This window comes from Deinococcus seoulensis, assembly GCF_014648115.1.
Lineage (GTDB): Bacteria > Deinococcota > Deinococci > Deinococcales > Deinococcaceae > Deinococcus > Deinococcus seoulensis.
Genome location: NZ_BMQM01000001.1, coordinates 291,320 through 307,281, shown reverse-complemented (window position 1 = coordinate 307,281; position 15,962 = coordinate 291,320). Strand labels below are relative to the sequence as shown.

Here is a 15,962-nt window from a genome sequence, read left to right as displayed (position 1 = left end):
TGGAGATCACATGACCACCGACAAGAAGACCCTCTTCACGCCCGTGCAGGGCAACCCGAACTTCCCCGCGCTGGAACAGGACACCCTGGCGTGGTGGCAGGACCGCCGCATCTTCGAACGCTCGCTGGAACAGACCAGAGGCGGCTCTGTCTTCACGTTCTTCGAGGGGCCGCCCACCGCGAACGGCCAGCCCGGCGTGCACCACGTGCAGGCCCGCTCGTTCAAGGACCTGTTCCCGCGTTTCCGGACCATGCAGGGCTATCACGTGCCGCGCAAGGCCGGCTGGGACACGCACGGCCTGCCGGTCGAGCTGGGTGTCGAGAAGAAACTCGGCCTGAACAGCAAACGTGAGGTCGAGGCGTACGGCATCGACCGGTTCAACGCGGAGTGCCGCGCCAGCGTGTTCGAGTATGAGGCCGAGTGGCGCCGGTTCACCGAGCGCATGGGCTACTGGGTGGACCTGGACGACGCGTACATGACGCTGCACAGGGACTACATCGAGAGCATCTGGTGGAGCGTCAAGAACCTGAACGACAAGGGGCTGCTGTACAAGGGCTTCCGCGTGGCGCCGTACTGCCCCAAGGACGGCACGACCCTGAGCAACGCCGAGGTCAGCGAGGGCTACAAGGACATCCAGGACCCCAGCGTGTACGTGCCGTTCCGCCTGACCGACCCGGCCAGCCTGGGCCTGGAGGACGGCGCGGCGTTCCTGGTGTGGACGACCACCCCCTGGACGCTGCCCTACAACGTGGGCGTCGCCATCCACCCGGACTTCGAGTACGTGGCCGCGCGCGACAAGGACGGCAACGTGCTGATCCTGGCCGCCAGCCTGAAGAACGAGGTGCTGGGCGAGGACGCCGAGGTCGTCAGGACCTTCAAGGGCAGCGAGCTGGAGCGCGTGGCGTACCAGCCGCTGTTCACCGAGGCCTACGAGGCCGAGGGGGAAGGCAAGCCCGTGTGGATGTCGGGCCTGGACACCTACGTGTCCGACAGCGACGGCACGGGCATCGTGCACACCGCGCCGGCCTTCGGTGAGGACGACATGCGGCTGGCCCGCAACTACGGCTTCCCGGTAATCGTGGGTGTGGACGAGACGGGCAAGCACCGCTTCGGGCCGTGGGCGGGCGTGTTCTTCCGGGACGCGAACAACGAGATCGTCCGCGACCTGCGCGCGCGCGGCCTGATGTGGAAGGAAAAGAACTTCCTGCACGCCTACCCGCACTGCTGGCGCTGCGGCACGCCGCTGATGTACTACGCGACCGAGAGCTGGTACCTGAACAACACCCGCCTGAAAGAACGCCTGATCGAACTGAACGGGACGATCGACTGGCACCCCGCGCACATCCGCAACGGCCGTTACGGCGGGTGGCTGGAGAACCTGATCGACTGGAACCTGTCCCGCAACCGTTACTGGGGCACACCGATGCCCGTGTGGGAGGCCGAGGACGGCGAGTACCGCGTGGTCGGCAGTTACGCCGAACTGGCCGAACTGAGCGGCCGCCCCGAACTGACGGGACCCGACTTCGACCCGCACCGGCCGTTCGTGGACGACATCACCTTCGAGGCAGATGGCAAGACCTTCCGGCGCGTGCCGTACGTGATGGACGTCTGGTACGACAGCGGCAGCATGCCCTTCGCGCAGCACCACTACCCCTTCGAGAACAAAGAAAAGTTCGAGAACGGCGGCTTCCCGGCCGACTTCATCGCGGAGGCCATCGACCAGACGCGCGGCTGGTTCAACAGCCTGCACCAGATCGGCACGATGGTGTTCGACTCCGTGGCGTACAAGAGCGTCATCTGCTCCGGGCACATCCTGGACGAGAAGGGCGCGAAGATGAGCAAGAGCAAGGGGAACGTCGTGAACCCCTGGGACGTGTTCGAACAGTACGGCGCGGACGCCGCCCGCTGGTACATGTACGTCAGCGCGCCGCCCGAACTGAGCCGCCGCTTCGGCATGAACCTCGTCGGCGAGGCGTTCCGCTCGTACTTCCTGACGCTGTGGAACACGTACTCGTTCTTCGTGCTGTACGCGAACCTCGACCGGCCCGACCTGAGTGCCGCGCCCGCCCCCGCCGACCGGCCCGAGGTGGACCGCTGGCTGCTGGCGAAGGTGCAGGCGCTGGTGGAGACCGTGACGGCCGCCCTGGAGAACTACGATCCGACCGGCGCGAGCCGCGCGCTTCAGGACTTCGTGACCGAGGACCTGAGCAACTGGTACGTGCGGCGCAATCGCCGCCGCTTCTGGGCGGGTGACGGCGCGGTGGACACTGCCGCGTACGCCACGCTGCACCACGCGCTGAAGACCGTGACGCTGCTGACCGCGCCGTTCACGCCGTTCCTGGCCGAGACGCTGTACCAGAACCTCGTGCGCAGCGTGGACGACAGCGCGCCCGAGAGCGTGCACCTCGCCGCGTGGCCCGTGGTGGACGGGGCGCTGGCTGCGCCCGTGCTGGTGGGCGAGATGGACGCCGTGCTGCGCGTCGTGAGCCTGGGCCGCGCCGTGCGCGGGAAGACCAGCCTGCGCCAGCGTCAGCCGCTGCCGAAAGTCATGCTGCGCGCCCGCAGCGCCGAGCAGACACAGGCCCTGGGGCGGTTCGCGGAGCAGATCAAGGAGGAACTGAACGTCAAGGAGGTCGAACTGATCGACCAGTACGCCGAACTGGTCAGTTACGTGCTGCGCCCCAACCTGCCACTGCTGGGCAAGAAGTTCGGGAAGGCCGTCCCGCAGGTCCGCGCCGCGCTGGCCGCCGCCGACGCCAGCGAGATCGCCCGGTTCGTCCGGGACGGCAAGCAGTTCGAGGTCGTGGCACCCACCGGCGAACGCTTCGAACTCGGGCCGGACGAGGTCCTCGTGGACGCCCAGTCCCCCGAAGGTTTCGCGGCGCAGGAGGAAGCCGGGTACCTCGTCGCGTTCGACACGACCCTGACGCGCGAACTGGAACTCGAGGGCCTCGCCCGCGACCTGGTGCGCGGCGTGCAGGACGCCCGCAAGAAGGCCGGGTTCGAGGTGCAGGACCGCATCAGCCTGCACCTGGACCTTCAGGGCGACGCCCGCGAGGCCGCCGAAGTCTGGCAGGAGTACCTGATGAGCGAGACGCTCGCCGAGACGCTGGTGTTCGGCGCGGGCGGCGGGTTCGAGGCGGAACTCGAAGGCGGAACGGCCTACCTGGAACGCCTGGAGACGACCAGCCACAACTGATACGGACTCGGATCGAATGGGCTGCAAAGCCCGTTCAATCCGAGCGGATGCGAGCAGGAGTCGAAGCGGGCTGTCGGACATGGAGTTAACAGATCGGTGGTGTTCCGATCTGTTAACGAAACAAACGGCAGTCCGTATGAGCATGGCAGTGCAGAGGGGCCGCGTCCAGTCGTGACGCGGCCCCCCTGCCTGTTCTTCCGGGCGGTTCAGCTTTCGATGGGGATGGCGGTGAATCCGTACGTGCCGGGGCCGACGTGCGCGCCGATGACGGGACCCATGAGTTGCACGCGGCCCTTGTGGACGTTCAGGCCGCTGGTGGTCATGGCGTCGCGCAGGGCGTTGATGCGGGCGGTGTCGCGTCCGGCGTGCATGATGGTGACGCTCAGGGGTTGCGTGCCGAAGCGTTCGCGCAGGGTGGTCAGCATCTCGCCGGTCGCCTGGTCGACCTTGGCGCGGCGCACGGCTTTCAGTTCGCCGTGCTCGAAGTTCAGGATGGGCCGCACGGACATCATGTTGCCCAGGAACGCCTGCGCGCGCCCGATACGGCCGCTGCGGCGCAGGTACTCGAGGCTGGCGACGCTCAGTTCGGAGTGCATGCGGGTGCGGGCGGTGTGGACGGCCTGCGCGGCGGCCTGAAGGTCCGCTCCGGCCCAGATGGCGTCGCGGGCGGCCAGGACGGCCTCGGCGAGGGGACCGCTGGCGAGTTCGCTGTCGACGATCAGGATGCGGTCGGTCATGCCGAGCGTCTCGGCGGCCTGCCGGGCGTGCCGCACCGTTTCCGAGAGTTTGCCTGAGATGTGAATGCTCAGGATGCTGTCGTGCGTCTGTAGCAGGTCGCGGTAGCGGGCGGCGAAGGTGTCGGCGCTGATGGGTGAGGTGGTGGCGTTCCCTCCGGCGCGCATGTGGTCGTACACGGCGTCCGGGTCGACTTCCTGCCAGTCGAGGAGGGTGCGGTCGTTCATCCGCACCTGAAGTGGGATGACCTGAATGCCGAGTTGCCGGGCACTGTCGGGGTGCAGGTCGCAGGTGGAGTCGGTGACGACGGCAATCATATACCTGTGTTGTAGTCGTTACGGGGGCCGGTCACTGTGAGATTTTCGGCTTGCTGCCCGGCGGGTGGTCTTCATACACGGAACTGTCAGGGTTCTGTCTGGCGGGCGGCGCGGCGCGGTGTGGGCTGGATGGCGTTCAGGGCGACGTTTGCGTGGGCTGGGGCCGTCTATACTCCGCAGTCATGAAGCATGAGAAACGCAGTCAGATTCACGGGCGGACGCGGTGAAGGTCGCGGTGTTGTGCCACGCCAGCGCGGGCGGGTCCGGGGTCGTGGCGACCGAACTGGGGTTGCAGGTGGCGCGTGCCGGGCACGAGGTGCACTTCGTGGGGTCGGCGCAACCGTTCCGGCTGGGCGGGCACGGCGGGATGCGCGGCCCGTACTTTCATCAGGTGAGCGGGTACGCGTACGCGCTGTTCGATCAGCCGTACCCGGAACTGGCCGCCGCGAACACCCTGACCGAGGTGATCCTGGAGCACGACCTGGAGTTGTCTCACGCGCACTACGCCATTCCGCATGCCACGGCCGCCATTCACGCGCGGGCCATCTCGGGCCGCACGCGGGTGATGACCACGCTGCACGGCACGGACGTGACGCTGGTGGGCCTGGAACCCGCGTTCCGGCACACGACCCGGCACGCCATTCAGAAGAGTGATCACGTGACGGCCGTGTCGCGTTACCTGGCACAGCACACGCAGGAGGTGTTCGGCCTGGACCGCGAGATCGAGGTGATTCACAACTTCGTGGACAGTGACCGCTTCGTGCGGGTGACGGACCCGGCGGTGCGGGCGCGGTTCGCGCATCCGGACGAGGCGCTGCTGGTGCACGTCAGTAACTTCAGGCCGATCAAGCGGGCCGAGGATGTGGTGCAGGTGTTCGCTCGGGTGGCGAGCGAGATTCCGGCGCGGCTGCTGATGATCGGGGACGGCCCCGAGCGGCCCCGCGTGTTCGAACTGGCGCGGCAGCTGGGCGTGATCGGCCGCACGCATTTCCTGGGGTCATTCCCGGATGTGGAGACGGTGCTGGGCATCAGTGACCTGTTCGTGCTGCCCAGCAGTCAGGAGAGTTTCGGGCTGGCAGCGCTGGAAGCCATGAGTTGCGAGGTGCCGGTGGTCGCGTCGAACGCGGGCGGCATTCCGGAGGTCGTGGAGCAGGGCGTGACCGGGTTCATGGCGGACGTGGGTGACGTGGACACCATGGCGGACGCGGCGCTGAAGATCCTGCGCAACCGCGACCTGTACCTGCAGATGGGCGCGGCGGGCCGTCAGGCTGCGCTGACGAAGTTTCATCAGAGTCAGATCGTGCCGCAGTACATCCGGGCGTACGAGCGGACCATCGCGGGCGCGCTGGCCTGAGTCGGGTGGGGGTGGGGTCTTCCCTGCTCCCGGGCAACTGCACAGAAGCAAGTGAATAGTTTCACGATTAATCCAGTTCGTGAAATATTTGTTGCCTCTATTCAGGATGCCTGCCGGGCTGCCGTCCTCCCTACAACAGCAGTCCGTTTGACCGCTGTCATACGGATTCCGTTTGTTTCGCCAACAATCCGGAACTTCACCGGATTGCCGGCTCCACGTCCGGAACCCGTTTTTCTCCTGCTCGCATCCGCTCGGATTGAACGGGCTTTGCAGCCCATTCAATCGGAGTCCGTATCAGAGGACACAGAAGGCAGGGAGAGGCGATTCACCCCTCCCTCACGCTCTGGCGCTCGCCTGCACTGGCGGCGCGGCGCTTCAGCGGGTCAGACGCACGGTGACGACCGTGGAATCACTGAACGGCTGCACGGCCACCGCCCGGCCCACGTCCACGATCAGGGCGTTCCAGCCGCGTTTCAGGGTCGCGGCGTAGCCCTTGCTGGCCTTCACGGTCACGTCAGTGTTCACCCATGCCACGAACAGGGTGGCGCGGCCCACGCTGGGCAGCACGTCCCGCAGGGGTTCGTTGTCGTCGCGGCGACCGTTGTTGTTCACGTCGCGGTACACGAAGAACTTCAGCTCGGCCACGCGGGCCTGCCCGGACACCTGCACCGGGTCGATCACGCCGGGCCACGTGACGTTCTGCGGCGTCAGGTCCACCTGCGCGCGCGCCGTGGGGGCCGTGGTCGGGATTTCCAGCACGAACCGGCCATTCTCCAGGGGCACGCTGGTCACTTCCTCGACCGCCTGCCCGAACGGCGATACCACGAACCCCGCCACGCGCGTGTCGTCCGGACCGCTGCCCTCCACGCTTCCGCGGATGGTCAGCCCCAGGGCCTGCCCGGCAGACAGGAGAGAAATCGTGATCAGGAGGGATCGCAGGTTCATACCCACAGTCTACGCGCGAGTCTGACCGGCGTGTGACGGCAGGTGGACGCACCGTTCATCCCCGTCACATGAACAGGCCCGGCCCACCACTGGGGTGAGCCGGGCCTGCGTGTCCTCTGGTTTACTTGCTCAGAGCGGCCTTGACCATGTCGATGATCTCGGGCATGGTGTCGGCGACCGGGACGTTCGCAGCGGCGAACGCGGCCAGTTTGCTTTCCGGGGTGCCCACGTCGCCCATGATGATCGCGCCGGCGTGACCCATGCGCTTGCCCTTGGGCGCGCTGCGGCCGCTGATGAAGGCCACGACGGGCTTCTTCATGTGCTGGGCGATGTACTCGGCGGCGGCTTCCTCGTCCGCGCCGCCGATCTCGCCGATCACGACGATGGCGTCGGTGTCGGGGTCGGCCTCGAACAGGGGCAGCACGTCCGCGAAGGTCGTGCCGATCACGGGGTCACCGCCGATGCCGACGGTGGTGCTGGTGCCCATGCCCGCGTCGTTCAGCAGCTTGGCGGCCTCGTAGGTCAGGGTGCCGCTGCGGCTGATCAGGCCGATGCGGCCGGGGTTGGTGTAGATCTTGTTGGGCATGATGCCGACTTTCGCCTGGCCGTTGGTGACCAGACCGGGGCAGTTGCCGCCGATCAGTCGGATGCCCTGGCCGCCCTCGGCGCGGCTCTGCGCGTCGAGCGTCTTGACTTCCTGCACGGCCTTCATCATGTCGACGGTGGGCACGCCCTCGGTGATCAGGACGATCAGGGGCATGCCGGCGTGCGCGGCTTCCAGCACGGCGTCGGCGGCGCCGGCGGGCGGCACGAAGATGATGCTGACGTTGGCGTCGTGCGCGGCTTTCGCCTCGGCGACGCTGTTGTACACGGGCCAGCCTTCGAAGTCGGTGCCGCCCTTGCCGGGCGTGACGCCCGCGACGACCTGCGTGCCGAAGTCTTTCATGGCGCGGCTGTGGCTCGCACCTTCGCGTCCGGTCATGCCCTGCACGATGACGCGGCTGTTGTTGTCAACGAGAATGCCCATTACTTGCCCTCCGCGGCGTTGGCGTCCTTGGCGGCCTCGTCGGCGGCCTCGAACATGGTGGCGTACATCTGGATCAGGGGGCTGCCCACCTCGGCGAGCAGCGCCTTGGCCTCGTCCTCGGCCGTGCCCGCGATGCGCATGCGCACGGGCTTGGTCAGGATGCCGTCGTTCAGGGCCTGGATGACGCCCTTGGCGACCTCGTCGGCGCGGGTGATGCCGCCGAAGATGTTGATGAAGATGGCCTTGACGTCGGTGTCCTTGCTGACCAGTTTGACCGCGTTGTACACGATCTCGGCCTTGGCGCCGCCGCCGATGTCGAGGAAGTTGGCGGGTTTGGCGCCGGCGCGGTTGACCACGTCGAGGCTGGTCATCACGATGCCCGCGCCGTTGCCCAGCACGCCGACGTTGCCGTCGTCGAGTTTCACGTAGGCGAACCCGTACTTGCTGGCCTCGATTTCGAGGGGGTGCTCGGCTTCCAGTTCGCGCCAGTCGGCGAGGTCGGCGTGGCGGTACATGGCGTTGTCGTCGATCTCGAACTTGGTGTCGAGCGCGAGCGGGATGCCGTCGGGGCCGACGAACAGCGGGTTGATCTCGACGAGCACGGCGTCACGCTTCAGCGCGGCCTCGCTCATCTTGACCATCATGTCGGCGATCTTGTTCAGGTTGCCCTTGAAGCCGGCCTTGATGGCCACCTCGCGCGCCTCGTAGGGGCGCAGGCCCGTGACGGGGTCGACGCGGTGCTTGATGATCTTCTCGGGGGTGGCGGCGGCCACTTCCTCGATTTCCATGCCACCCTCGGCGCTGGCCATCAGGGTGAAGCTCTGCACGTTGCGGTCGACGATCATGCCGACGTAGTACTCGACGCCCGCGTCGATGTCGACAGCCTTGGTGACCAGAACCTTGTTGACGGTCAGGCCCTTGATGTCCATGCCGAGGATCTTCTCGCCGTTCTCGAAGGCCTTGTCTTCGGTGGGGCTGAATTTCACGCCGCCGGCCTTGCCGCGTCCGCCCACGTGCACCTGGGCCTTGACAACGACGGGCTGTCCGTACTCGCGGGCGATGGCGCGCACCTCGTCGGGGGTGCGGGCGACCTTGCCGTCCTGAACGTTGACGCCGAACTGGCGCAGAATTTCCTTACCCTGATACTCGTGAAGTTTCACGGTGATCCCTCCTTGGGGGTGTTGTCGGACCTGATGAAAGGCCGTGTCGATTGTCCCGATAAACGAGTATAAGCGCATGGCAGGTGATCCCGCTCACGCTGTCTCCAGTGCGGGGACAGTCGGGGCGGGCCTGAAGGCGGGATTGCCCGTACTGTACAGCATTCCGGCGGCCCGGCCTGACCGGCGCGGGGGCCGGGGGCAGCCGCCGGGCGGGCAGACGGGCCGGGGTGACGCGTGTTACTTTGCCGCTTATGAGTCAACTGGAGCAGTTGCGCGCCGTCATGGGCCGCGCCGGAGTGGACGCCCTGTGGATCAGCGACGCGGCGAACGTGCGGTACCTGAGCGGATTCACGAGCGGCAAGGACGGCAAGGTGCTGGTCACGCCGCAGGGCGAGACGCTGTACACCGACGCGCGGTACACGGTGCAGGCAGGGCAGGAGTCGCGCGTGCCGACGTTCATTGCGCGGCCGCCCGCCACGCTGGAGCACGCCGCGCCGGGCCTCGCGGGCCTGCGCGTGGGCTTCGAGGCCGAGAGCCTGACCGTGGCCGAGCTGGAGCAGTTGCGGGCGTACTGGCCGCAGGCGACGCTGGTGGGCACGGCCGGGCTGCTGTCGGAACTGCGGATGGTCAAGACGCCAGGCGAGGTGCAGGCCGTGCGGGACGCGCAGGCGCTGGCCGACCGGGTGTTCGCGCAGGTGCGGCCCATGATCCGCGCGGGCGTGCGCGAGCTGGACGTGGCGCTGGAGATCGAGTCGCTGCTGCGCCGCGCGGGGGCCGAGAGTGCCTTCGAGATCATCGTGGCGAGCGGGCCGCGCGGGGCGATGCCGCACGGCGTGGCGTCGGACCGCGTGATCGGGGACGGTGAGCTGGTCACGGTGGACATGGGCGCGCGCCTGAACGGGTACAACAGCGACATGACCCGCACGGTCGCGGTGGGCACCCCCAGTCCCGAGATGGCCCGCGTGTACCGCGCGGTGCTGGAGGCCGAGGAGGCGGCGGTGCGGGCGGTGCGGCCCGGCGTGAGCGGCGCGGACCTGGACGCCCTGGCGCGCGGCATCCTGACCGGGCACGGGCTGGGCGAGGCGTTCGCGCACTCGCTGGGGCACGGGGTGGGCCTGATGGTCCATGAGGGACCCAGCCTGCGCGGCAGCAGCGAGGACGTGCTGCGGCCCGGCATGATCGTGACCGTCGAGCCCGGCGCGTACCTGCCGGACGTGGGCGGCGTGCGCATCGAGGATCTGGTGCTGGTCACCGATGACGGCTTCGAGGTCCTGAGCCGCAGCGAGAAGGAGACCGTGTGACCAGCCCCGCCGTGCGGGGGGTGCGGGCGGCGGCGCTGACGGCCGGAATGCTGGCCGCCGTGCTGGGGTCGGCGCAGGCCGGGTCGTACCGCGTGAAGTCCGGCGATACGCTGTGGGGGATCGCGCGGGCGCACGGGGTGAGCGTGCAGGCGCTGCTGGACCTGAACGGCGGGCGCACGCAGCTTCTGCGGCCGGGCGACGTGCTGACCGTGCCGGGAGGCGGCGCGGCGGCGCAGGCGACCGTGCGCGTGGCGGCCATGGCGGCGCCGCAGCAGGGAACGGCGGCGCAGGGGGCCGGGCAGCGGGGACAGGCCGTGTACTACGGGGGCCGCCGGGACGCGCGGACGGTCATGACGGCCGCGCATCTGACCCTGCCGTTCGGGACGTGGGTGCGGGTCACGCATGAACGCACGGGCCGCAGCGTGGACGTGCTGATCAACGACCGTGGGCCGTTCGGGGTGCCGTCCCGGATTATCGACCTGTCCCGCGAGGCGGCGTCGGTGCTGGGCATTCTCGGTGAGGGCGTTGCGCCCGTGCGGGTGGACGTGCTGCGCTAGGCGGCTCTTTCCGGCGGGCCGGGGCGGACCGGCGCGGCCGGAACGCCATCTGCGCGGGGGCGGGCTCGGCAGAGGTGTTAGAATCGTTCGGGTTTCAACCACAGACAGACACTTTCGACTGATGTGCTTCACCCCCGAGGAGGATGGTTTCAATGACGATGGAAACGGCTCTACTGACCCTGGATACCCTTGCGAAGTACCTCAAGGAAAAAGAAGTTCAGCTGGACATGGAAGAGAACAACGGCCAGCGGTTCATCCGCATGGGCTGGCGTTTCGAGATGGGTGACGCGGCCGTGCTGGTCAGCGTCAACGACGGCCCGAACAACACCAGCCGCCTGGAAGTCACCTGCGTGACCCAGAAGCAGTACAACGACCGCCGCAACGAGGTCGTGAACATGCTCAACGACCGCAACCGCGAGCGTGCCTTCGCGCGTTCCATCGACGCGGACGGCAACGTGTGGCTGGAGTACGTGGGCTTCTACCCCACCCTGGCCGAGATGCCCCAGGAGACCTTCGACACGCTGTTCGGCGGCGTGCTGATGCACTTCCAGGATGATTACGCCACCCTGGAAGGCTACGTGGCCCAGAACGGCCCGCAGCTGCAGCAGCCCCAGGCCTGATCGCCTGACGGATGGGGGAAGTGGGGCGACCTGCTTCCCCTTTCCCGGGATACGCTAAGTGAATAGTTTCACGATTAATCCATATTGTGAAACTATTGCCCGATGCGGACTTCACACTGCCTGTGATCAGTCCCGAACAGCGCACCAGCTCACCATCCGGGGGGCGCCGGCGGGGGTGGGGGGTTGACAGTTCCCGAAAGGAACAGTACGGGCGTGACGGTTCTGTCAGAACGCGGCACGTACCCTGAGTTCCATGAGCCGCGCCTCAACCCCCACCCCCTCCCGCCCGTACTGGCGCGGGCCGCAGGGACGTGGGCCACTGGGACGTGGCACGATGCGCGCGCAGTTCACGCTGGTCATCTTCATGCTGGCCTTCCTGCCGAACGTGGTCCTGACCATCACCGCGCAGCCCAGCGTGCCCGCCTCCACCCTGACCATCTGGATGCTGGTCGTCGGTTTCCTGTGCGCGCTGGTCGGGTACGTGCTCAGCGGGACGCTGCTGCGCGCCGTCAGCCGCCTGCAGACCGAGGTCGAACACGGTGACTTCGCGCAGCCGCACCCGGACGACCCCAGCGAGATCCTCGCGCTGCGCGGCGCGTTCACGGGCCTGCTCAGCCGCCTGGGAACCGAACAGGCCCGCCGCAACGCCTTCATGGCCACGCTGGTCCACGACCTGAAGACCCCGCTGATCGCCACCGGGCACCTGACCCACGCCCTGACCACCCTGCCACTGCCCGACGAGGAACGCCGCGCAGTCGGCCAGCAGATCCAGGCGGAAACCACACGCCTGCTGTCCCTGGTGCAGCAGATGGCCGACGCGCACCGCTTCGAGCAGGAGGACGTGCAGGTGCACACCGTCCCCACCGACCTGCGCGCCCTGATCGATCAGGTGGCCGCCCGGCTGGACGCGCAGACCGCCCCGCACCTGACCCTGCACGTGGACGGCCACGGTCACGCCGACGTGGACCCCGGCCTGCTGGACCGCGCCGTGACCAACCTGACCGTGAACGCCCTGCGTTACGCCGCCCGCACCGTGACCCTGAGCGTCACCCCGCAGGGCATCCAGGTGACCGACGACGGTCCGGGCCTGTCCGGCCCGCTGGACGAACTGGCGCAACCGTTCAACTCGCAACCCACCACCATCGCCGGCAAGCAGTACACCGCCGGAACCGCCGGACTGGGCCTGTTCATCGTGCGCCGCATCGCCGAGGCGCACGGCGGGAACCTGCACTACGACCGCGCCCACTCCGGCCGCGCCACCCACACGCACCAGCCCGCCGCGCCACCCGACCCTGACCTTCCCGCGAACGCCCGCCCGACCGACCTGACCCGCTTCACTCTCGCACTGCCGGAGGTAACACCATGAGACTAGTCATCGCCGACGACCACCCGCTGTTCCGCATGGGCCTGAAATACGCGCTGATCCACCAGGGATTCGACGTGGTCGCCGAGGCCAGCGACGGCCTGAGCGCCCTGGAAGCCTGCCGCGCCCTGCAACCCGACGCCGCGCTGCTGGACGTCAAGATGCCCGGCATGACCGGCATCGAGGTCTGCGAGCGCCTGCGGCAGAGCAACCCCCGGCTGGTCAGCGTGCTGATCACCACCTTCGCCGAACCCGCCATCGTGCAGGCCGCGCGGGCCGCCGGGGCGCGCGGGTACGTCAGCAAGGAAACCGACCCGGAAAGCCTGGCGCGGCAACTGCGTGACATCGTGGCGAACCCCGACGTGGACCGCCTGCCGCACGTGGACGTGCCCCGCCTGACCCCCCGCGAATCCGAGGTGCTGCCCCTGCTCGCCCAGGGCTACAGCAACAAGGAAATCGCCAAGAACCTCGGCGTGAGCCCGGATACCGTCAAGGACCACCTGGCGCGCCTGTACGCGAAACTGGACGCCGGGGACCGCACCGAGGCCGTCAGCCGCGCCCGTTCCATCGGCCTGCTGCACTGAACGCCCACCCGGGCGCGGCGGGGGTCACGGCAGCGTGGCTCCCGCCGCCTCATGTGTTGCGCTAGCCGTCCGGGAACGCTGCTAGAGTGGCCGGAGTATGAGAAACCTGAAGATGTCTTTACTGAAAGCCACTCTGGCGACCCTGCTGCCGCTGACCGGCAGCCTCGCGGCGGCGCAGACTGCCCCCACCGACACCCGCGAGCGCCCGGCCGTCTGGACCGGCCTGGGCCTGGAAACCATCCTGCCGGTCGTGCAGGTGTCGGTCTCCGCGCCGGTCGGACAGGCGGGCGGGCTGACCATCGTGCCGCGCGTGGGCGTGGACGCCGGCGTGATCACCATCCTGAGTGCCGACCTGCTGCTCAGCCGCGCGGACACCGGCTGGTATGGCGGGCCGTCCGCCGGGCTGATCGTTACGGGCGACGGTGGCTGGCGGGCCGGAGCGGTCGCCGGGTACCGCAGCCGCACGCGCCCCGATCTGGGCTTCTTCGTCGAGGGAGGCGTGCGCTACACAGTGGTGCGCGGGGTGCTCACCAGCCATGAACCGGTTCCGGCAGGGCAGCCCGCGCGGCCAGCCGAGGACCTCGCGCTGCCCTCCCCCACCCTGCGTCTGGGCCTGACGTACCGCTTCTAAACCTCTCGCCCCTGTCCGTGCGGGCCGCCTGTACCCTGCGGGGCATGAGTGGCCCCTTTCTGCTGTCTGACCGTGCCCTGAGCCTCAAGCCGTCCTCGACGGTCGCCGTGACCAGCCGCGCGCTGGAACTGCGGCGTCAGGGTGTGGACGTGATCAGCATGAGCGTGGGAGAACCGGATTTCGACACGCCGGATCACGTGAAGGCGGCGGCGATTGCCGCCATCGAGAGCGGCAAGACGAAGTACACGGCGGTCAACGGGATTCCGGAACTGCGCGAGGCGATCAGCGCGAAGTTCGCCCGCGAGAACGGCCTGAGCTACGCGCCGGACTGCGTGACGGTCACAAGTGGCGGGAAGCAGGCGCTGTTCAACGCTTTTCTGGCGCTGCTGAATCCGGGGGACGAGGTGCTGATCCCGGCGCCGTACTGGGTGAGTTACCCGGAGATGGTGGCCCTGACGGGCGCGGTCCCGGTGGCGGTGCCGACCACGCCAGAGTCCGGCTTCCTGCTCGACCCGGAGGAACTGGAGGCGCGCGTGACGCCCCGGACCCGCATGATCGTGCTGAACAGCCCGGGCAACCCCACAGGCGCCGTGTTCCCGCCCGAGGTGCTGGAAGCCGTGGCGGGCGTGGCGCAGCGGCACAACCTCGTGATCGTCACGGACGAGATGTACGAGCACCTGGTGTACGACGCCCAGCAGGTCAGCATCGGCCTGTACGCGCCCGAGCACACGCTGACCATCAACGGGGCCAGCAAGGCGTACGCCATGACCGGCTGGCGCATCGGGTACGCGGGCGGCCCGAAGGGCGTGATCGCCGCGATGAACGCCCTGCAATCGCAGAGCACGAGCAACGCGAGCAGCGTGTCGCAGTACGCGACGCTGGCGGCCCTGTCGGATCAGGCGCACACGGCGGCGTTCGTGGACATGGCCCGCGCGGCGTACCGCGAGCGGCGCGACCGGATCGTTTCGGGCCTGAACGCCCTGGGCCTGAGCACCCCCACCCCGCAGGGCGCGTTCTACGTGATGGCCGACACGACGCCCATCCACCCGGACGAGCTGGAGGCCGCGCGGCGCATCCTGGACGCGCGGGTGGCGGTCGTGCCGGGCACGGACTTCGCGGCGCCGGGGCAGGTGCGCCTGAGTTACGCGACGAGCATGGAGAACATCGAGGAGGTGCTGCGCCGCATCGGCCGACTGTTGATCTGACGGGCTGAATCTCCTTCTTCACCCCTTTCGTGAAGCTTCCATGAAGCTCTCCCGTGGGGGTTTTCACATGATGCTCAGAGACGCTGGAGGGGCACAGGGAGGCACACACATGACAGACCGGGCATTCATCGAGGTGCGGGGCGCGCGGGAACACAACCTGAAGAACGTCTCGCTGGACATTCCCAAACGGCAACTGACGGTCTTTACCGGCGTGTCGGGGTCCGGTAAGTCGTCTCTGGTGTTCGACACGCTGGCCGCCGAGGCGCAGCGGCAGCTGAACGAGACCTTCACGGCGTTCGTGCAGGGGTTCCTGCCGCATTACGGACAGCCGGACGTGGACAGCGTGAGTCACCTGAACGCCCCGGTCGTCATCAACCAGAAACGGGTAGGCGGCGGGGCGCGCTCGACGGTGGGTACGTACACCGACATCGCCGCGCCGTTGCGGGTGCTGTTCTCCCGCGCGGGGCAACCGTCGGCGGGCGCGGCGTTCGCGTATTCGTTCAACACGCCGCAGGGCATGTGCCCGGAGTGCGAGGGCATCGGGCGCACCACGCAACTGGACCTGGGGCGCCTGCTCGACCGGAGCCTGTCTCTGAACGGCGGGGCCATTCAGCATCCGGATTTCAAACCCGGCAAGTGGCTGTGGAAAACCTACGCGCTGAGCGGCCTGTTCGACCTGGACCGGCCCGTGCAGGAATACAGCGAACACGACCTGCACCTGCTGCTGCACGGCCGGGACCTGAAGGTGTCGCTGGGCGAGATCAACATGACCTACGAGGGACTGGTGGACCGCTTCGAGCGGTCCCCCGGCCGGACTGCGCGGGGTGGAGCGGTCCGTCACGGCGCGCTACCTCTGATGGATTCCATCTGTTCCTACTCTGTGGGGCAGCTGTAAGAGTCGCATCCGCCGGGATTGAACGGCTCTGCAAGCCATCCAACCGGAATCCGTATGAGCACCCGGAAC

General features: G+C 68.1%; 14 protein-coding genes. 10 read left to right on the top strand and 4 right to left on the bottom strand.

The genetic code is table 11. From position 1 onward, the window contains the following. The first annotated feature begins 10 nt into the window (after positions 1-10). Complete coding sequence (gene ileS / locus IEY70_RS01430; protein WP_189063177.1) at positions 11-3,199, top strand: isoleucine--tRNA ligase; 3,189 nt, start codon at positions 11-13, stop codon at positions 3,197-3,199. Between the two features lie 206 nt (positions 3,200-3,405). Here ileS and IEY70_RS01425 read toward each other — a convergent pair whose 3' ends face one another. Continuing rightward, the gene (locus IEY70_RS01425; protein ID WP_189063176.1) at positions 3,406-4,251 is read right to left on the bottom strand and encodes a DegV family protein; all 846 of its coding nucleotides are present in this window, start codon (positions 4,249-4,251) and stop codon (positions 3,406-3,408) included. 223 nt (positions 4,252-4,474) lie between these two features. Between IEY70_RS01425 and bshA the strand changes: the two genes are divergently transcribed. After that, entirely contained in the window at positions 4,475-5,605 is a 1,131-nt protein-coding gene (bshA, locus tag IEY70_RS01420) for an N-acetyl-alpha-D-glucosaminyl L-malate synthase BshA (RefSeq protein ID WP_189063175.1), read from the top strand. 375 nt (positions 5,606-5,980) lie between these two features. On the opposite strand, the gene IEY70_RS01415 is transcribed toward bshA, so the two are convergent. The 3 genes from IEY70_RS01415 to sucC form a co-directional block, all read right to left on the bottom strand. Continuing rightward, positions 5,981-6,550: a hypothetical protein gene (locus IEY70_RS01415; protein WP_189063174.1), complete on the bottom strand. Its 570-nt coding sequence runs from the start codon at positions 6,548-6,550 to the stop codon at positions 5,981-5,983. A 121-nt stretch (positions 6,551-6,671) separates the two neighbouring features. Continuing rightward, entirely contained in the window at positions 6,672-7,577 is a 906-nt protein-coding gene (gene sucD, locus IEY70_RS01410) for a succinate--CoA ligase subunit alpha (RefSeq protein WP_189063173.1), read from the bottom strand. Further along, positions 7,577-8,737 (bottom strand): ADP-forming succinate--CoA ligase subunit beta, encoded by a 1,161-nt coding sequence (gene sucC / locus IEY70_RS01405; RefSeq protein ID WP_189063172.1) that lies wholly within the window; start codon positions 8,735-8,737, stop codon positions 7,577-7,579. Before sucC ends, sucD begins: the two co-directional genes overlap by 1 nt. Before the next feature lie 251 nt (positions 8,738-8,988). Between sucC and IEY70_RS01400 the strand changes: the two genes are divergently transcribed. The 8 genes from IEY70_RS01400 to IEY70_RS01365 all read left to right on the top strand — a co-directional run bounded on the left by IEY70_RS01400 (position 8,989) and on the right by IEY70_RS01365 (position 15,893). Next, on the top strand, positions 8,989-10,038 hold the full coding sequence (locus tag IEY70_RS01400; protein ID WP_189063171.1) for a M24 family metallopeptidase: 1,050 nt from the start codon (positions 8,989-8,991) through the stop codon (positions 10,036-10,038). Next, positions 10,035-10,595, top strand: coding sequence for an RlpA-like double-psi beta-barrel domain-containing protein (locus IEY70_RS01395; protein ID WP_229777540.1), 561 nt, complete (start codon positions 10,035-10,037; stop codon positions 10,593-10,595). Before IEY70_RS01400 ends, IEY70_RS01395 begins: the two co-directional genes overlap by 4 nt. A gap of 152 nt (positions 10,596-10,747) precedes the next feature. Continuing rightward, entirely contained in the window at positions 10,748-11,215 is a 468-nt protein-coding gene (locus IEY70_RS01390) for a YbjN domain-containing protein (protein WP_055363090.1), read from the top strand. Between the two features lie 253 nt (positions 11,216-11,468). After that, the gene (locus IEY70_RS01385) at positions 11,469-12,581 is read left to right on the top strand and encodes a sensor histidine kinase (RefSeq protein WP_189063170.1); all 1,113 of its coding nucleotides are present in this window, start codon (positions 11,469-11,471) and stop codon (positions 12,579-12,581) included. After that, positions 12,578-13,162 (top strand): response regulator transcription factor, encoded by a 585-nt coding sequence (locus IEY70_RS01380; RefSeq protein WP_189063169.1) that lies wholly within the window; start codon positions 12,578-12,580, stop codon positions 13,160-13,162. Before IEY70_RS01385 ends, IEY70_RS01380 begins: the two co-directional genes overlap by 4 nt. 97 nt (positions 13,163-13,259) lie before the next feature. Beyond that, entirely contained in the window at positions 13,260-13,793 is a 534-nt protein-coding gene (locus tag IEY70_RS01375) for a hypothetical protein (protein ID WP_189063168.1), read from the top strand. Positions 13,794-13,837: 44 nt separating this feature from the next. Next, on the top strand, positions 13,838-14,998 hold the full coding sequence (locus IEY70_RS01370) for a pyridoxal phosphate-dependent aminotransferase (protein ID WP_189063167.1): 1,161 nt from the start codon (positions 13,838-13,840) through the stop codon (positions 14,996-14,998). 109 nt (positions 14,999-15,107) lie between these two features. Continuing rightward, the gene (locus tag IEY70_RS01365; protein ID WP_189063166.1) at positions 15,108-15,893 is read left to right on the top strand and encodes an excinuclease ABC subunit UvrA; all 786 of its coding nucleotides are present in this window, start codon (positions 15,108-15,110) and stop codon (positions 15,891-15,893) included. Positions 15,894-15,962 lie beyond the last annotated feature (69 nt).